The 15602-nt window shown below is 59.7% G+C and carries 16 protein-coding genes; 10 read left to right on the top strand and 6 right to left on the bottom strand.

All coding sequences use genetic code 11. The annotated features are described in order from the left end of the window. Positions 1-37: 37 nt before the first annotated feature. Positions 38-1015: a Bug family tripartite tricarboxylate transporter substrate binding protein gene (locus tag ABTV29_RS24280; RefSeq protein WP_433767151.1), complete on the bottom strand. Its 978-nt coding sequence runs from the start codon at positions 1013-1015 to the stop codon at positions 38-40. Positions 1016-1448: 433 nt separating this feature from the next. Here ABTV29_RS24280 and ABTV29_RS24275 point away from each other — a divergent pair, with 433 nt between their 5' ends. Together ABTV29_RS24275 and ABTV29_RS24270 are read left to right on the top strand one after the other, a co-directional pair. Beyond that, the gene (locus ABTV29_RS24275) at positions 1449-2120 is read left to right on the top strand and encodes a response regulator (protein WP_150717781.1); all 672 of its coding nucleotides are present in this window, start codon (positions 1449-1451) and stop codon (positions 2118-2120) included. Continuing rightward, entirely contained in the window at positions 2113-3501 is a 1389-nt protein-coding gene (locus tag ABTV29_RS24270; RefSeq protein WP_433767150.1) for a sensor histidine kinase, read from the top strand. Before ABTV29_RS24275 ends, ABTV29_RS24270 begins: the two co-directional genes overlap by 8 nt. 17 nt (positions 3502-3518) lie before the next feature. Here the strand turns inward: ABTV29_RS24270 and ABTV29_RS24265 are convergent, their stop codons facing one another. Then, positions 3519-4340, bottom strand: a complete 822-nt coding sequence (locus ABTV29_RS24265; RefSeq protein ID WP_433767149.1) for an HDOD domain-containing protein — start codon at positions 4338-4340, stop codon at positions 3519-3521. A gap of 49 nt (positions 4341-4389) precedes the next feature. Further along, complete coding sequence (locus ABTV29_RS24260; protein ID WP_433767148.1) at positions 4390-5331, bottom strand: YgfZ/GcvT domain-containing protein; 942 nt, start codon at positions 5329-5331, stop codon at positions 4390-4392. A 149-nt stretch (positions 5332-5480) separates the two neighbouring features. Between ABTV29_RS24260 and ABTV29_RS24255 the strand changes: the two genes are divergently transcribed. Together ABTV29_RS24255 and ABTV29_RS24250 are read left to right on the top strand one after the other, a co-directional pair. Further along, positions 5481-5735 (top strand): succinate dehydrogenase assembly factor 2, encoded by a 255-nt coding sequence (locus ABTV29_RS24255; RefSeq protein ID WP_003184348.1) that lies wholly within the window; start codon positions 5481-5483, stop codon positions 5733-5735. Continuing rightward, complete coding sequence (locus tag ABTV29_RS24250; protein ID WP_433767147.1) at positions 5719-6171, top strand: protein YgfX; 453 nt, start codon at positions 5719-5721, stop codon at positions 6169-6171. The genes ABTV29_RS24255 and ABTV29_RS24250 overlap by 17 nt, the downstream gene beginning before the upstream one ends. On the opposite strand, the gene nadB is transcribed toward ABTV29_RS24250, so the two are convergent. Then, complete coding sequence (gene nadB, locus ABTV29_RS24245) at positions 6140-7756, bottom strand: L-aspartate oxidase (RefSeq protein ID WP_433767146.1); 1617 nt, start codon at positions 7754-7756, stop codon at positions 6140-6142. The two genes, ABTV29_RS24250 and nadB, sit on opposite strands and share 32 nt — an antisense overlap. Positions 7757-8312: 556 nt before the next feature. On the opposite strand from nadB, the gene rpoE reads away from it, so the two are divergent. The 4 genes from rpoE (at position 8313) to ABTV29_RS24225 (ending at position 12087) form a co-directional block, all read left to right on the top strand. Next, entirely contained in the window at positions 8313-8894 is a 582-nt protein-coding gene (rpoE, locus tag ABTV29_RS24240; protein ID WP_003172477.1) for an RNA polymerase sigma factor RpoE, read from the top strand. Positions 8895-8925: 31 nt separating this feature from the next. Then, positions 8926-9513 (top strand): sigma-E factor negative regulatory protein, encoded by a 588-nt coding sequence (locus tag ABTV29_RS24235; RefSeq protein ID WP_110966848.1) that lies wholly within the window; start codon positions 8926-8928, stop codon positions 9511-9513. Positions 9514-9521: 8 nt separating this feature from the next. Continuing rightward, positions 9522-10481 (top strand): MucB/RseB C-terminal domain-containing protein, encoded by a 960-nt coding sequence (locus ABTV29_RS24230; protein ID WP_433767145.1) that lies wholly within the window; start codon positions 9522-9524, stop codon positions 10479-10481. A gap of 178 nt (positions 10482-10659) precedes the next feature. Then, positions 10660-12087: a DegQ family serine endoprotease gene (locus ABTV29_RS24225; RefSeq protein WP_433767144.1), complete on the top strand. Its 1428-nt coding sequence runs from the start codon at positions 10660-10662 to the stop codon at positions 12085-12087. A 78-nt stretch (positions 12088-12165) separates the two neighbouring features. Here ABTV29_RS24225 and ABTV29_RS24220 read toward each other — a convergent pair whose 3' ends face one another. After that, entirely contained in the window at positions 12166-13599 is a 1434-nt protein-coding gene (locus tag ABTV29_RS24220) for a M48 family metalloprotease (RefSeq protein WP_433767143.1), read from the bottom strand. 98 nt (positions 13600-13697) lie between these two features. Between ABTV29_RS24220 and ABTV29_RS24215 the strand changes: the two genes are divergently transcribed. Beyond that, positions 13698-13937, top strand: a complete 240-nt coding sequence (locus ABTV29_RS24215) for a sulfurtransferase TusA family protein (RefSeq protein WP_175376181.1) — start codon at positions 13698-13700, stop codon at positions 13935-13937. Between the two features lie 31 nt (positions 13938-13968). Further along, positions 13969-15039: an AI-2E family transporter gene (locus ABTV29_RS24210; RefSeq protein WP_433767142.1), complete on the top strand. Its 1071-nt coding sequence runs from the start codon at positions 13969-13971 to the stop codon at positions 15037-15039. Between the two features lie 81 nt (positions 15040-15120). On the opposite strand, the gene ABTV29_RS24205 is transcribed toward ABTV29_RS24210, so the two are convergent. After that, complete coding sequence (locus tag ABTV29_RS24205; protein ID WP_433767141.1) at positions 15121-15594, bottom strand: peroxiredoxin; 474 nt, start codon at positions 15592-15594, stop codon at positions 15121-15123. Positions 15595-15602: the final 8 nt, after the last annotated feature.

Below are 15602 nucleotides of genomic sequence, written 5' to 3'. Positions count from 1 at the left end.
CCCGCGAAACGGGACCGTGGCCGCTAGACAGAGAGGATCACTGGATCAGGCCGAACTCTTTGGCCAGCACTTTGTAGTCCGCGACCTGCTTCTTCACGTAGGTGTCCAGTTCCGGACCGGTCATGGCGAACGGGAACAGTTCACGCTGGTCGCGCAGCTTGGCGAAGTCTTCAGAGGCCAGCAGTTTGTCGAAGGCACCTTTCCACCAGGCGTAGTCTTCGTCGCTGACTTTCGGCCCGAGATAGAAGCCGCGTACCACCGGCCATACGATGTCGTAGCCCTGCTCGCGGGCGGTTGGAATGTCTTTCATTTCCGGCTCGTCCAGGCGCTTGTCGGAGAACACCGCTAGCAGGCGCATGTCACCGCTCAGGATGTGCGGCATGGAGTCGGAGATGTCGGTGCTGCCGACCTGGATGTGACCGCCGAGCAGGGCGGTGGCGATTTCACCGCCGCCTTCGAGGGCGACGTAGCGCAGGTCACGGGGGTTGATCCCGGCGGCCTTGGCAATCAGCGCGGTTTGCATCCAGTCCTGGCTGCCCACGGTGCCGCCGGATCCGATCACCACTTTGCTCGGATCTTTCTTCAGCGCCTGTACCAGGTCGTCGAGGTTCTTGTAGGGCGAATCGCTTTTCACCGCGATGGCGCCGTAGCTGGTGCCGACGGCGGCAAGCCAGCGCACGTTGGTTTCATCGAAGCGACCGAACTTGCCCTGCGCCAGGTTCAACAGCGAACCGCTGGACCAGGCCACCAGCGTGCCGGCATCCGCCGGGCGCTGGGCGACCACCGCGTTGTAGGCCACCGCGCCGACACCGCCGGGCATGTAGGTCACACGCATCGGTTTGGTCAGCAGTTTTTCGTTGACCAGCGCGCTTTGCGCCAGTTTGCAGGTCAGGTCGAAGCCGCCACCGGGCGAGGCCGGGGCAATGCATTCCGGGCGTTTAGGCTCGGCCATTAGTTGGCCGGCAAACAGCACGCAGCTGGCGGCGAGGGCGAAACGGCGCAGTGATCGATTCATTTTTTGTCTCCTTCGGAGTTATTGTTTTTCGGGATGATTCAGATGCGACGATTTCGCGAGGCGCCGTCGTGTTCAACTCTGCCGGGGCAGAACGACGGGCAGCCGGCTTCGGCGCTGGCAAGCGTAGACATCGGACGTTGCGGGGGAGGGCAAACCTGGAGCTGTGTGGGCAGCATGCTGCAGTACCTCGTTTATTGTTCTTATTGGTGAAAACGCTTCATGGCGTTTTTCGGGCGCTACATTCACGAACAGAAAGCAAACGGCGGGTGGAATGCTCAGGTCGAAACATTCCGTATCTCGACTCTAACCAGCGAACCTTTCGCTAACCTTTCATCGGGCTTTCAAGGGTTTTCGGGCTTCACAGCAGCGGATGCCGCTGTAAACTCCGCGCCAAAGAATGGCGTCGACCATCTCCTGAACGAGGTAAAAATCCATGCGTGTCCTGCTCGTCGAAGACCATCTGCAGCTCGCCGAAAGCGTCGCCCAGGCGCTCAAGAGCACCGGTCTGACCGTGGATGTGCTGCACGATGGGGTGGCGGCCGACCTGGCGCTGGGCAGCGAGGATTACGCCATGGCGATCCTTGATGTCGGCCTGCCGCGCATGGATGGTTTTGAAGTGCTGGCGCGCTTGCGTGCCCGGGGCAAGAACCTCCCGGTGCTGATGCTGACGGCCCGCAGCGACGTCAAGGATCGTGTCCATGGCCTCAACCTTGGCGCTGACGATTACCTGGCCAAGCCTTTCGAACTCACTGAACTCGAGGCCCGGGTCAAAGCCTTGTTGCGTCGCAGCGTGCTGGGTGGCGAGCGCATTCAGCGCTGCGGAGTGCTGGCGTATGACCTCGAAACCCGGCGCTTCACCCTGGGTGAAGAACTGCTGACCCTGACGTCCCGCGAACAGGCGGTGCTCGAAGCGCTGATCGCCCGTCCCGGTCGGGTAATGAGCAAGGAGCAGTTGGCCTCCCAGGTCTTCGGCCTCGACGAGGAAGCCAGCCCCGACGCCATCGAAATCTACGTGCATCGCTTGCGCAAGAAACTCGACGGGCAGCCGGTGGCTATCGTGACCTTCCGTGGCCTGGGTTACCTGCTGGAAAGCCGTGATGCATAAGCCCAGCAGCCTGCGCTGGCGCTTGCTGTGGAACCTGGCGCTGTTGCTGGTGGTGTTGATGCTGGCCAGTGGTTTGAGCGCCTACTGGAACGGTCGCGAGGCGGCGGACACGGCCTATGACCGAACCTTGCTCGCGTCGGCGCGAACCATCGCCGCCGGCGTTACCCAGCGCGACGGCACGCTGAGCGCCGATGTGCCTTATGTGGCGCTCGATACCTTCGCCTACGACAGCGCCGGGCGGATTTTCTATCTGGTCAACGACATCAACCAGAAGCTGATTTCCGGATACGAAAACTTGCCAGCGCCACCGCCGGGCACGCCGCGTACCGATGACTATCCGGCGCTGGCGCGTTTCTACAACGCGACCTATCGAGGACAGAATGTTCGCGTGGTCAGCCTGCTCAAACCCGTCAGTGAGCCGAACATGAACGGCATGGCGGAAATCCGCGTGGCGGAAACCGATGAGGCCCGCGTCAGCATGGCCCGCAGCCTGGCGGCGGACACGTTGCTGCGTCTGGGCATGCTCGCCGTGGGGGCGCTGATGATCGTGTGGTTTGCGGTGAGTGCGGCGTTGCGTCCGCTGGAGCGCTTGCGCACGGCGGTGGAGGAGCGCCAGCCGGACGATTTGCGCGCACTGCCTCTGGTGGAAGTCCAGCACGAATTGTGGCCGCTGGTTCGCGCGCTCAATCACTTTACCGAACGCCTGCGCGGGCAGTTCGAGCGTCAGGCGCAGTTCATTGCCGATGCCGCCCATGAGCTGCGTACCCCGTTGGCGGCGCTCAAGGCACGACTGGAACTGGGCTTGCGTTCGACCGAGCCGCAAACCTGGCGCGACACCCTGGAAACCGCGGCCCAGGGGACGGATCGCCTGACCCATCTGGCCAATCAATTGCTCTCGCTGGCGCGGGTCGAAAATGGCGCGCGGGCGATTGCCGAGGGTGGCGCACAGTTGCTGGATCTGAGTCAGCTGGCTCGGGAACTGGGCATGGCCATGGCACCGCTGGCCCACAAGCGCGGCGTGGCGCTGGCGCTGGAAGCCGACGAACCGGTCTGGCTGCGGGGCGAGCCGACGTTGTTGAACGAGCTGTTGAGCAATCTGGTGGATAACGCGCTGGCCCATACACCACCGGGCGGCAACGTCATTTTGCGGGTGTCGGCACCGGCGGTGCTTGAGGTCGAGGACGATGGGCCGGGCATTCCCCTGGATGAGCGAGATCGGGTGTTCGAGCGCTTCTACCGACGCAATCAGCACGTGGCCGGCTCAGGCCTGGGGTTGGCAATTGTCGGGGAAATCTGCCGCGCGCATCTGGCGCAGATCAGCCTGCACGATGGTGAGCAGGCGGGGTTGAAGGTGCGGGTGAGTTTTGTCGCGGGGGAGTGAGAGCGCTTTCTGGCCGATCAGTAAAACATCGATCGGTTTTCTTCCAGGTCGGCACACATCGCCTTGTTCTCGGGATCGATCCCGAGTTTGTTGAAGGCCGGCACGCTGAACGGGTCGATGCGCGCAATCGGGTGGTCGGTGTCCTTGTGGCAATACAGGCTGGCCACTTGCACCAGGTCGGCGTAATCAACCTGCGCCGATTCCCGCTTGAAATTCAGGTACAGCTGCGGCACCTGCACCAGCATGTCCGGAAATTCCCAGACCCTGAGCAGCTTGTCGCCAAGCAGCGGATGAATGTGGTCGATCACGTGGTTGAGGCTGACCGGGTCGGACAGCAGCTCATAGTGATCTTCGGCATAGGTGAGGATCGGCAGTACCCCGATCTGATGCACCAGCCCGCCGAGCGCCGCCTGGTCAGGCTTGAGCTGGGTGTAGCTGCGGCACAACGCGTAGCTGACACCGGCGATTTCCAGGCTTTTGCGCCAGACATCGCGCATCTTCTGTTCCACCACCTCGGAGCGGGCATGGAAAATCTGCTCCATGACCAGTCCGATGGCCAGGTTGCTGCTGTAGTTGATACCCAGGCGGGTGATCGCCGTGTGCAGGTCGGTGACTTCCTGGGTCGCGCGCAGCAGCGGGCTGTTGACCACTTTGATCAGCCGCGCCGACAGCGCCGCGTCGCGACCGATCACTTTGCTCAGGTCGCCGATGCCGATGTCAGGGTCTTCAGCGGCCTTGCGAATCTGCAACGCCACTTCCGGCAGTGTTGGCAGAACCAGGTCATCGTTATCGATGGCCTCAACCAAATCCCTTTGGACCTTTTCCGCCAGCTCGCTCATTTCGTTTCTCTAGGTGTTGCTAAAAAGGTGTCGCTGAAAAGTGCCGTGTTTAGCGCTGGATTTCGCGGTCGCGGTCGAGTTCGTAAGGCAGATCGAGCAAGTGCAGGGCCGGACCGTCGAGTGCACCCACGTGCAGGTCACCGGTTTCGGCGGCTTCGGCTTGCAGGACCGCCAGCAGTTCGATGTTCTGTTCGGCACGGGCAGCCAGTACGACCTCGCCGATCGAGCTGGAGTGAGCCGGGGAAAACAGCTGGGTGCCGGGCTCGGGTAATTCACTGGCGTCCAGTTGCACGCGATACAGGCGGCGCTTGAGTTTGCCCAGGTACTGCATCCGCGCGACGATTTCCTGGCCGGTGTAGCAGCCTTTCTTGAAGCTCACGCCGCCGACGGCTTGCAGATTGAGCATCTGCGGGATGAACAGCTCGCGAGTACCGGGCATCACCTGGCCAATCCCGGCGCGGATCTGGCCCAGCAACCATTGATTCAGATCGCCTTCGGCCAGCAGGGCGCCGAGCTTGCCCTTGATGGCATCGGCTTGATCGGCGGCGGTCCAGAGTTCTGCGCGATCGGGCGAAACGCGAATGGCGATCAGCCCGGCATTACGAACGACACTGTCGGTGTCGGCCGGCAGTTCAAGGCCCAGGCTGATCAGCGCAGCATCACCGTGGTCGACGCCGAAGCGGACCCAGGCGGCACTTTCATCGGTCAGTTTGGACTTGGAGAACACCGCGTACTTTTTCAGGTCCGCCAGTTGTGGTTCCAGCAACTCGCTGGCCATGGCCAGCAATACGCCGTCGCCTTCGAGCAGGATGCGGAAACTCGATTGCATCCGGCCTTTTTGCGTGCAGCGCGCGCCGAGGCTGGCTTGGGTATCGCTCAGGTAGTTGAGGTTGCAGGTCAGTTGACCTTGCAGGAACTTGGCGGCGTCCGCGCCGCGGACCGCCAGAACACCTTCATGAGACAGCGTGCAGAAAAAAGCAGAATCGGCCATGGGTCATCGCAGGGTAAAGAGTCTGGCGGACATGATAAGGGGGCGCCCTTGAAATGGGTAGTTCACAAAGGATCGCCGGTGACCGACCAAAGCCGACTGTTCGATCAGGCACAGGGCTGTATACTTGCGGCCTATTTGAGGAGCGCTCCATGGTCGAAGATGTTGAACTGAATCGCCTCTACTGGCACAGCCGCCGCGGCATGCTTGAGCTTGACGTGTTGCTGGTGCCGTTTGTGAAAGAGGTTTATCCGCACCTCAACGAGGTTGATCGCGCCTGCTACGTCAGGTTGCTCGAATGCGAAGATCAGGACATGTTCGGCTGGTTCATGGAACGCAGCGAATCGGAAGATCCTGAGCTGCAGCGCATGGTTCGCATGATCCTGGATCGTGTCCAGCCCAAGTAATTCGTTTGAATGCCGCTGGCATGCCTCACGGCAGTTGCTGGCGGCGTATCTGCTGGCCCAGCTGTTCGCGTTGGGGTCTCTGTTTTTTCTCTCCATTACGTTTTGGGCCAGCCTGCTTGGCGCATTCGGCTGTCTTCTGCATGCCGCCTGGGCCCTGCCGCGTCAAATACTGTTGACTCACCCACAGGCATACCGCGGTTTGCGGCGCGATGCCGACGGCTGGCAGTTATGGAACGAGGCAGCAGGATGGCAACCGGTGCAGTTGCGGCCGGACAGTCTGGCGCTGCCGTTGATCGTGGTGCTGCGTTTTCGCTTGCGGGGTGAGCGGCGCGTCCGGGCCATCTGCGTGCCCCGGGATTCGCAGGCGGCGGACGTGCATCGCCGCCTGCGGGTTCGACTCAAGTTCAGTCGGCGTAGGTGGGCGGCACCAGAATAGTGTCCAGGGCGACCGGCAGCATCTTCGGATAGTCGAGGGTGTAATGCAGGCCCCGGCTTTCCTTGCGCTCCATGGCTGACAGGATCATCAGCTCCGCCACCTGGGCCAGGTTGCGCAGCTCGATCAAGTCCCGGCTGACTTTGTAGTTGCTGTAGAACTCGTCGATCTCATCGAGCAACAGGCGCACGCGATGCTGGGCCCGTTGCAGGCGCTTGTTGGTGCGCACGATGCCGACGTAGTCCCACATGAACCGCCGCAGTTCATCCCAGTTGTGCGCAATGATCACGTCTTCATCGGAGTCAGTGACCTGGCTCGCATCCCAGACGGGCAGGGCGACGGGGGCCGAGACTTGAGGCAACTGCTGCAGAATGTCCGCCGCTGCCGAACGAGCGTAGACAAAACATTCCAGCAACGAGTTACTGGCCATGCGATTGGCGCCGTGCAGGCCGGTGAAGCTGGTTTCACCGATGGCGTACAGCCCCGGTACATCGGTCCGACCGTTCTGGTCGACCATGACGCCGCCGCAGGTGTAGTGCGCTGCTGGCACCACTGGAATCGGTTCCTTGGTGATGTCGATGGAAAACTCGAGGCAGCGTTCGTACACGGTCGGGAAGTGCGTCTTGATGAACGATTCGGACTTGTGGCTGATGTCCAGATAAACGCAATCGACGCCCAGGCGCTTCATTTCATGGTCGATGGCCCGGGCGACGATATCCCGTGGCGCCAGTTCGGCCCGCGGGTCAAAGCGCTGCATGAAGCGTTCGCCATTGGGCAGTTTCAGGTGGGCGCCTTCACCGCGCAGGGCTTCGGTGATGAGGAAACTCTTGGCTTGCGGGTGATACAGGCAGGTGGGGTGGAACTGGTTGAATTCCAGGTTCGCCACCCGGCAGCCGGAACGCCAGGCCATGGCGATGCCGTCGCCGCAGGCACCGTCGGGGTTGCTGGTATAGAGGTAGACCTTGGCTGCGCCACCGGAAGCGAGGATCACGAAACGGGCGCCGTAGGTATCGACTTCGCCGGTACCGCGATTGAGTACGTAGGCACCCAGGCAGCGATCGCCTTCAAGGCCGAGGCGTTTTTCCGTGATCAGGTCGATTGCCACCCGTTGTTCCAGCAGCTCGATGTTCGATCGCTGCTTGGCCTGGGTCAGCAGGGTTCTGAAAATGGCCGCGCCGGTGGCATCGGCGGCATGGATGATGCGCCGATGACTGTGGCCGCCTTCGCGGGTCAGGTGGAATTCGAATCCGCCGTCTTCGGTACTGGATTGTTCATCGCGGGTAAACGGCACACCCTGATCGATCAACCATTGGATCGCTTCTTTACTGTGTTCGACGGTAAAGCGCACGGCGTCTTCGTGGCACAGGCCGCCACCGGCATTGAGGGTGTCATCGACGTGGGATTCAACGGTGTCGGTATCGTCCAGCACTGCCGCCACACCGCCCTGGGCCCAGAAGGTCGAGCCGTTGGCGAGGTCGCCTTTGCTCAGGACCGCTATGCGCAAATGACCGGGCAAGGTCAGCGCAAGGCTCAAGCCGGCAGCACCGCTGCCAATTACCAGAACATCGTGTTGAAACTGTTGGCTCATTTCAGGATTCCGCTCAAGGCGACCCGGTTCGGGGGAAGCGCTGGACAACTGGACAGGCGAGTCGGGTTTGCGCACAGCCCACTAGTATATAGAGGGGTGGGGCGGCACAATAGCCGAGCCCATATGGCATTGTGAAACTACTGTGACGAGAAAAACCTGACGCTTCGTCGGATGGTTTTTCCACCGATTCACCCGCTTGGCGACTGTATCGGGGATTTAACAGTCTTTTTCTATTCACAATTGCACAATGTCGCCGTCACGCAGCTATAAATGTGTGGAACTTTTGCCAAAGGCCCAAGATCAATAGACGGTTGCCTGAAACAAGGGACAGTGTCGGGATCGTGGAGGATTTGTAATTGGATCCTGCCGGTGAAACTGACAACAAGATTATTTGCGCAGCCGGGGCATCTCGCGCTGCGTTTTTCGTGCGTGCCGAATCAGAGCCCGCAGGAAACTTGCCTGGAGGGGGAGAACTTTTGCGAAAAGCCCGAGTCTATGTTTGCAAGCCCGGTCGTTTAGTTTTGCAAGCCTCCTCCGTGCTTATCGAGGAGTGTTCATGCTAACCCAGGAAGAGGATCAGCAACTGGTCGAGCGCGTTCAGCGCGGCGACAAGCGTGCTTTCGATCTGCTAGTGCTGAAATACCAGCACAAAATTCTCGGGTTGATCGTGCGTTTTGTGCACGACACCCATGAAGCCCAGGATGTGGCGCAGGAAGCCTTTATCAAGGCGTATCGCGCACTTGGAAATTTTCGCGGGGACAGCGCGTTTTACACGTGGCTTTACCGCATCGCCATCAACACGGCGAAAAACTATCTGGTTTCACGCGGCCGTCGGCCGCCGGATAGCGATGTCAGTTCCGAGGATGCAGAGTTCTACGATGGCGATCATGGCCTCAAGGATCTCGAGTCGCCAGAGCGGGCTTTGCTGCGGGATGAGATCGAAGGCACCGTCCATCGAACCATTCAGCAACTACCTGAAGATTTGCGTACGGCTTTAACTTTACGTGAATTCGATGGTCTGAGTTATGAGGACATTGCGAGCGTCATGCAATGTCCGGTGGGCACCGTGCGCTCCCGGATCTTCCGCGCCCGGGAGGCCATCGATAAAGCCCTGCAGCCGTTGTTGCAGGAAAACTAAAGACAGCGGCGACAGCCAAGAGAGGAACGCCATGAGTCGTGAAGCCCTGCAGGAATCGCTGTCCGCAGTGATGGATAACGAAGCGGACGAATTGGAACTGCGTCGGGTGCTCAGCGCCTGCGACGATGTTGAAACCCGTGAAACCTGGGCTCGTTATCAGATCGCTCGGGCGGCGATGCACAAGGATCTGCTGCTTCCACGTCTGGATATTGCAGCAGCCGTTTCAGCAGCCCTGGCTGACGAAGCGGTACCGGCGAAAGCCACTCGTGGTCCATGGCGCAGTCTGGGTCGTCTGGCCGTTGCTGCTTCGGTCACGGTTGCCGTACTGGCAGGTGTTCGTCTGTATAACCAGGACGAAATTGCCGGTGTGGAACTGGCTCAGCAATCCACCCAGCAGAACCTGGCTGCCCCTCAAGTCAAGGGCCCGGCTGTTCTGGCAGGCTACAATGAGAGTTCGGACGCCACCGGCCCCATGGCCAACGGCGTATTGCAAGGTCAGCCAGGCTGGCACGATCAACGTCTGCCAGGCTACTTGCGTCAACATGCTCAACAGGCTGCATTGAAAGGTACCGAGAGCGCACTGCCTTACGCGCGTGCAGCTAGCCTGGAAAACCGTTAAGGAGGATCATGCGCGCCATACCTCTACTTACGCTTCTGCTTGGAGGCTGGTTTGTTGTTCCAGCCCATGCCGATGAAGCCCAGGACTGGTTGACCCGTCTTGGCCAGGCCGAGCAGCAGCAAAGCTTTCACGGTACTTTCGTCTACGAGCGCAACGGTAGTTTTTCTACCCATGACATCTGGCACCGCGTCCAGGATGGCAAAGTCCGCGAGCGATTGCTCCAGCTCGACGGATCAGCGCAGGAAGTCGTACGCATTGATGGACGTACTCAATGCGTCAGCGGCACCCTGATAGCAGGGCTTGGGGACTCCCCCAATTCCGCGGCTCGTGCACTCGATCCACAAAAGCTCAAGAACTGGTATGACCTTGCTGTCATCGGCAAGTCGCGCGTGGCCGGTCGTCCGGCCGTGATTGTGTCGTTGACGCCTCGTGATCAACACCGCTACGGATTTGAATTGCATCTGGACAAGGAAACCGGGCTGCCGCTCAAGTCCTTGCTGCTCGATGACAAGGGGCGATTGCTGGAAAGGTTCCAGTTCACGAAACTGGATACTTCCGATGTCCCTTCCGACAGCGACCTTCAACCGGGCTCCGATTGCAAAGCCGTCAACCTAGAGAGTGACAAGGCTTCTGCGGTCAAGGCCGCACAGGTCTGGCATTCAGATTGGTTGCCGCCTGGCTTCGAGCTGACCAGCAGTACGGCACGCAAGGATCCCGAGACCAAAACCCAGGTCAACAGCCTGATGTACGATGATGGCCTGGCGCGTTTTTCGGTGTTCCTGGAGCCATTGAATGGCGCAACGGTCACCGATACCCGAACTCAACTTGGTCCAACCGTTGCCGTTTCCCGCCGCCTGACCACACCGCAAGGCGAAATGATGGTCACCGTAGTCGGAGAGATTCCGGTCGGAACGGCGGAACGAATTGCGCTTTCAATGCGTACCGATGCTGCCACCACCAAGCAGTGAGCTGAAATCGAAATGTTTCGTGAGCATTTCAGTTTGCAAATACCCTCAGAATTTTTTATAGGTCAGAGCCCCTCGGCTCTGGCCTTGTTTGTTGTTCCCGAATCAAAGATACCGGCGTATCTTTTCCCGGGTTCCTTGATCCATATCGCTTAACCATGCTCGTCGTAACGGGAGCCGTATGTCGATACCACGCTTGAAAGCTTATCTCTCCATTTTTGCCACCGTGTTCGTGCTTGGTCAGGCAGTCGCTGCGCAAGCGGCCGAGTTGCCCGACTTCACGCAACTGGTCGAGCAAGCCTCGCCCGCGGTCGTGAACATCAGTACCACGCAGAAACTGCCGGACCGTAAAGTGAGCCAGCAGATGCCGGATCTCGAAGGCCTGCCACCGATGCTGCGCGAGTTCTTCGAACGCGGCATGCCGCCGCAACAGCGTTCGCCTCGCGGCGATCGTCAGCGTGAAGCCCAGTCCCTGGGTTCGGGATTCATCATTTCGTCTGACGGCTACATCCTCACCAACAATCACGTGATCGCCGATGCCGATGAAATTCTGGTACGTCTGGCCGATCGCAGCGAAATGAAAGCCAAGCTGGTCGGCACCGATACGCGTTCCGATGTGGCTCTGCTGAAAATCGATGGCAAGGACTTGCCGGTCTTGAAGCTGGGCAAATCCCAGGATCTGAAAGCCGGCCAATGGGTCGTGGCGATCGGTTCGCCGTTCGGCTTTGACCACACGGTGACCCAAGGCATCGTCAGCGCCGTGGGGCGCAGCCTGCCGAACGAAAACTATGTGCCGTTCATCCAGACCGACGTGCCGATCAACCCGGGTAACTCCGGCGGGCCGCTGTTCAACCTGAATGGTGAAGTAGTCGGTATCAACTCGCAGATCTACACCCGTTCCGGCGGCTTCATGGGCGTGTCGTTCGCCATTCCTATCGATGTGGCCATGGACGTTTCCAATCAGCTGAAAAGCGGCGGCAAAGTCAGCCGTGGCTGGCTGGGTGTCGTGATCCAGGAAGTGAACAAGGACCTTGCCGAGTCGTTCGGTCTGGAGAAACCTGCAGGTGCTCTGGTCGCCCAGATCCAGGACGATGGCCCGGCGGCTAAAGGTGGCCTGCAAGTCGGCGACGTCATCCTGAGCATGAATGGCCAGCCGATCGTGATGTCCGCCGATTTGCCGCATCTGGTCGGTGCGCTGAAGGCTGGCTCCAAGGCCAATCTCGAAGTGATTCGTGACGGCAAGCGCAAGAACGTCGAGCTGACTGTCGGGGACATTCCCGACGAAGACAAAGACCTCAGCGCACTGCCGAAATCCGGTGCCGAGAGCAGCAGCAATCGCCTCGGTGTTTCGGTCGTCGAAATCACTGCTGAGCAAAAGAAAACCTACGACCTCAAAGGTGGTGTGGTGATCAAGGAAGTTCAGGACGGACCTGCCGCCATGATTGGCTTGCAGCCGGGTGATGTGATTACCCATCTGAACAATCAGGCCATCGAGTCCACCAAGCAGTTCACCGACATCGCCAAGGCGTTGCCGAAGAATCGCTCGGTGTCCATGCGCGTTCTGCGTCAGGGTCGCGCCAGCTTCATTACCTTCAAACTGGCTGAATAATCCGGTTGCTGGCTGAATGAAAAACCGCCTCGAAAGAGGCGGTTTTTTTATGTCTGAGAGAAATGGTTTGCGATCTCGTCAGCCCATCATGTCCTTGATCATGCGCTCCTGTTCCATCAGCTCACGCTGGCGGGCATCGATTCGCGACGACAGCGGGAAGTTGCTGCCAGCCTTGCGCTTGGCGAAATCCAGTTGCTGAATGGCCTGCCGGTAGTCGCCAACCAGGGCGAAGTACTCGGCGCGAGCTTGATGCAGGCCGATGATGTTGCCCGAAAGGCCGCGGGTCTCGGCCACCTGGTACCAGACATCCGGATCGTCCGGGCGCGACTTGAGCAAGCCTTCCAGTGCTTTCTCAGCGTCGGCGGCACGGTTCTGTTTCAGCAACAAGTCGACTCGCACCTGGTTCAGCGGATAGTTGCCAGGATATTGGGCCAGCATCCGGTCCATCCGGGATTGAGCGTCCGGCAGGCGATTGTTGGTAATGTCCAGATCGATCTGCGCGAGGTTGTAAATGATCTCGTTGGGCGATTTGGCGAGCAATTGTTTCAGGTTTTCCCGGGCTTCGTTCAGTTGGCCGCCCTTGATCTGGGCGATGGCCAATCCGTAGCGCGCGACATCGTTTTTCGGATTTTCATCCAGCAATGCGCGGAATCGCTTGGCGCCCAAGCCTGGGGTTTCTTCATAGATCAGTTGGACCCGCGCACGGATCAGTTGATAACGCAGCGAGTCTTCAATACCGCCCTGAGGGGCCTGTTCGGCGCGGTTGCGGGTGTCGGCGATTCGAGACTCGGTCACCGGGTGAGTCAGCAGGAATTCCGGTGGCTTGGCATCGAAACGGTATTGGCGGCCCAGGCGTTCGAACATCGTGGGCATCGAGCGCGGGTCGTAGCCGGCCTTTTCCAGATTGAGAATGCCGATGCGGTCGGCTTCCTGTTCGTTCTGCCGCGAGAAACGCCGTTGTTCCTGAATGGCCGCAGCCTGCGTACCCGCAATGGCGGCGATCCCGGCATCGCCGGCGCCGGCGGCAGCAATCACGATCCCGGCCAACAGCGCTGCCATCATCGGCACTTGCATGCGCTGTTGCGCTTCCACGCCACGGGCAAAGTGGCGTTGCGACAAGTGAGCCAGTTCGTGAGCCATTACCGAGGCATATTCGCCTTCGGTCTGGGCGTTGAGGAACAGACCGCCGTTAACCCCGACAATCCCGCCTGGTGCCGCAAAGGCGTTGAGTTGCGGGCTGTTGATCAGGATGAATTCAAGGCGCCGGTCATTGACCTGGCTGGTCTCCACCAGGCGGTAAACGCTGGATTCGACATAGTCCTTGAGTTGCGGATCATTGAGCTGCGCAACCTGGCTGCGCAACAGCGCCAGCCATGCGCGGCCCAATTGGTATTCCTGTTGCGGCGAGACGATGGCAGAACTGGCGTCGCCGAGTGACGGCAGATCGTCGGCAAAGCCCGGTGAGGCGAGCAGGCAAGCGAGCGTCAGCAGGGTAGGGCGCAAAAAAGTCATGCACAAAGCCTTAGTCGACAAAGACCTTACTGTAGCCGGACACCAGCGTTGCGACCAGATATTCTAGGCAGCTCAATCATCTGAACCGGAGTGATGCAATGACCGACGCTGTAGCCCATGACGTTGAACTGGACGCCAGTGGCTTGAATTGCCCGTTGCCATTACTCAAGGCGAAGATGGAACTCAACCGGATGGCCAGTGGTGCGGTGCTCAAGGTGATCGCCACGGATGCGGGCTCGCAGCGCGACTTTCGCACCTTTGCCCGATTGGCCGGTCATACGCTGCTTCGTGAAGAAGATGAATCGGGCGTTTACCGCTACTGGTTGAAAAAAGCCTGAAACCCGCGGCGTTTGTTCTTAAGGATTATTGATGTTCAAAGTGTTACGCGACTGGATTCAGCGCTACTTCTCCGATGAAGAAGCCGTGGTCCTGGCAGTCCTCCTGTTTTTGGCCTTCACCGCTGTCCTGACGCTGGGAGGCATGCTTGCGCCAGTGTTGGCCGGGATGGTGCTGGCGTATCTGATGCAGGGACTCGTGCTGAGCCTCGAGCGCCTGCGTGTTCCGGGCGGTGTAGCGGTAGGGCTGGTCTTCGCGTTGTTCATGGGCGTGTTGCTGGTGTTCATCGTGGTCGTGGTGCCGCTGCTCTGGCATCAATTGATCACCTTGTTCAACGAACTGCCCGGCATGCTCGCCAAGTGGCAGTCACTGTTATTGCTGCTGCCTGAGCGTTACCCGCATCTGGTGTCCGACGAGCAGGTGCTGCAAGCCATCGAAGTGGCGAGGGGAGAGATCGGCAAGTTCGGGCAGTGGGCGCTCACGTTCTCGCTGTCGAGCCTGCCGCTGTTGGTCAACATCATGATCTATCTTGTGCTGGTGCCGATCCTGGTGTTTTTCTTCCTCAAGGACCGGGCAATGATCGGTGAGTGGGTGCGTGGTTACCTGCCCCGTGAGCGAGCCTTGATCACCCGTGTCGCCCACGACATGAACCGACAGATCGCCAACTATATTCGCGGCAAGGTCATCGAAATCATCATTTGCGGCGGCGCGACCTACATTGCTTTTGTCATTCTGGAGCTCAATTACGCGGCGCTCCTGGCGTTGCTGGTCGGCGTATCGGTGGTGGTGCCCTACGTCGGGGCCGTAGTGGTGACCGTGCCGGTGCTGCTGATTGCGCTGTTCCAGTGGGGCTGGAGCGATCAGTTTATCTATTTGATGGCGGTCTACGGGATTATCCAGACACTCGATGGCAACGTGCTGGTGCCGTTGCTGTTCTCGGAGGCGGTCAATCTGCATCCGGTGGCGATCATCTGCGCTGTGCTTTTGTTTGGCGGGCTGTGGGGGTTCTGGGGAGTGTTCTTTGCGATTCCCCTGGCGACCCTGTTCAAGGCGGTGCTGGATGCATGGCCGCGCAAGGAGCCGATCGTAGCGCCGCTGCTTTGAGGGACTCTTCGCGGACAAGCCTCGCTCCTTCTGCAGGGGCGAGGCCTGTCCGCTAGCACGACCGATCAGGCGCTGAAAGAATCAGGCCTTGTTCAGGGCCTGTGCCGCGGCCAATACCGCATCAACATGCCCTGGCACTTTCACGCCGCGCCATTCCTGGCGCAGCACGCCGTTCTTGTCGATCAGGAAGGTGCTGCGATCTACGCCCATGTATTCCTTGCCGTAGAGCTTCTTCAGTTTGATCACGTCGAACAGCTGGCAAAGCGCTTCTTCCTTATCGCTGATCAGCTCGAAGGTAAATGCCTGCTTGGCCTTGAAGTTTTCGTGGGATTTCAAACCGTCGCGCGATACACCGAATACTTCGGTGTTGGCCGCTTTGAAGGCATCCAGCTGATCGCGAAAGCCCTGGCCTTCAGTGGTGCAGCCCGGGGTGCTGTCCTTCGGATAGAAGTAGATCACTACCTGCTTGCCCTTGAGTGCCGCCAGGCTAACGGTTTGCCCGCTGGTGGCGGGTGCTTCGAAGTCGGCGACCGGTTGGTCGATGGCAACGGCCATGAAAGTTT

Source organism: Pseudomonas putida, from assembly GCF_050989985.1.
Taxonomy (GTDB): Bacteria; Pseudomonadota; Gammaproteobacteria; order Pseudomonadales; family Pseudomonadaceae; genus Aquipseudomonas; species Aquipseudomonas putida_AI.
This window is presented reverse-complemented; position numbering and strand designations above follow the sequence as displayed.

What these genes read in the sequence shown, in the direction of transcription:
- ABTV29_RS24270 (WP_433767150.1), top strand. Translation starts at nt 2,113, where the DNA reads ATGCATAAGCCCAGCAGCCTGCGCTGGCGCTTGCTGTGGAACCTGGCG.
- ABTV29_RS24225 (WP_433767144.1), top strand. Translation starts at nt 10,660, where the DNA reads ATGTCGATACCACGCTTGAAAGCTTATCTCTCCATTTTTGCCACCGTG.
- nadB (WP_433767146.1), bottom strand. Translation starts at nt 7,756, where the DNA reads ATGAGCCAACAGTTTCAACACGATGTTCTGGTAATTGGCAGCGGTGCT.
- ABTV29_RS24280 (WP_433767151.1), bottom strand. Translation starts at nt 1,015, where the DNA reads ATGAATCGATCACTGCGCCGTTTCGCCCTCGCCGCCAGCTGCGTGCTG.
- ABTV29_RS24220 (WP_433767143.1), bottom strand. Translation starts at nt 13,599, where the DNA reads ATGACTTTTTTGCGCCCTACCCTGCTGACGCTCGCTTGCCTGCTCGCC.
- ABTV29_RS24260 (WP_433767148.1), bottom strand. Translation starts at nt 5,331, where the DNA reads ATGGCCGATTCTGCTTTTTTCTGCACGCTGTCTCATGAAGGTGTTCTG.
- ABTV29_RS24265 (WP_433767149.1), bottom strand. Translation starts at nt 4,340, where the DNA reads ATGAGCGAGCTGGCGGAAAAGGTCCAAAGGGATTTGGTTGAGGCCATC.
- rpoE (WP_003172477.1), top strand. Translation starts at nt 8,313, where the DNA reads ATGCTAACCCAGGAAGAGGATCAGCAACTGGTCGAGCGCGTTCAGCGC.
- ABTV29_RS24205 (WP_433767141.1), bottom strand. Translation starts at nt 15,594, where the DNA reads ATGGCCGTTGCCATCGACCAACCGGTCGCCGACTTCGAAGCACCCGCC.
- ABTV29_RS24215 (WP_175376181.1), top strand. Translation starts at nt 13,698, where the DNA reads ATGACCGACGCTGTAGCCCATGACGTTGAACTGGACGCCAGTGGCTTG.
- ABTV29_RS24235 (WP_110966848.1), top strand. Translation starts at nt 8,926, where the DNA reads ATGAGTCGTGAAGCCCTGCAGGAATCGCTGTCCGCAGTGATGGATAAC.
- ABTV29_RS24230 (WP_433767145.1), top strand. Translation starts at nt 9,522, where the DNA reads ATGCGCGCCATACCTCTACTTACGCTTCTGCTTGGAGGCTGGTTTGTT.
- ABTV29_RS24210 (WP_433767142.1), top strand. Translation starts at nt 13,969, where the DNA reads ATGTTCAAAGTGTTACGCGACTGGATTCAGCGCTACTTCTCCGATGAA.
- ABTV29_RS24255 (WP_003184348.1), top strand. Translation starts at nt 5,481, where the DNA reads ATGGTCGAAGATGTTGAACTGAATCGCCTCTACTGGCACAGCCGCCGC.
- ABTV29_RS24275 (WP_150717781.1), top strand. Translation starts at nt 1,449, where the DNA reads ATGCGTGTCCTGCTCGTCGAAGACCATCTGCAGCTCGCCGAAAGCGTC.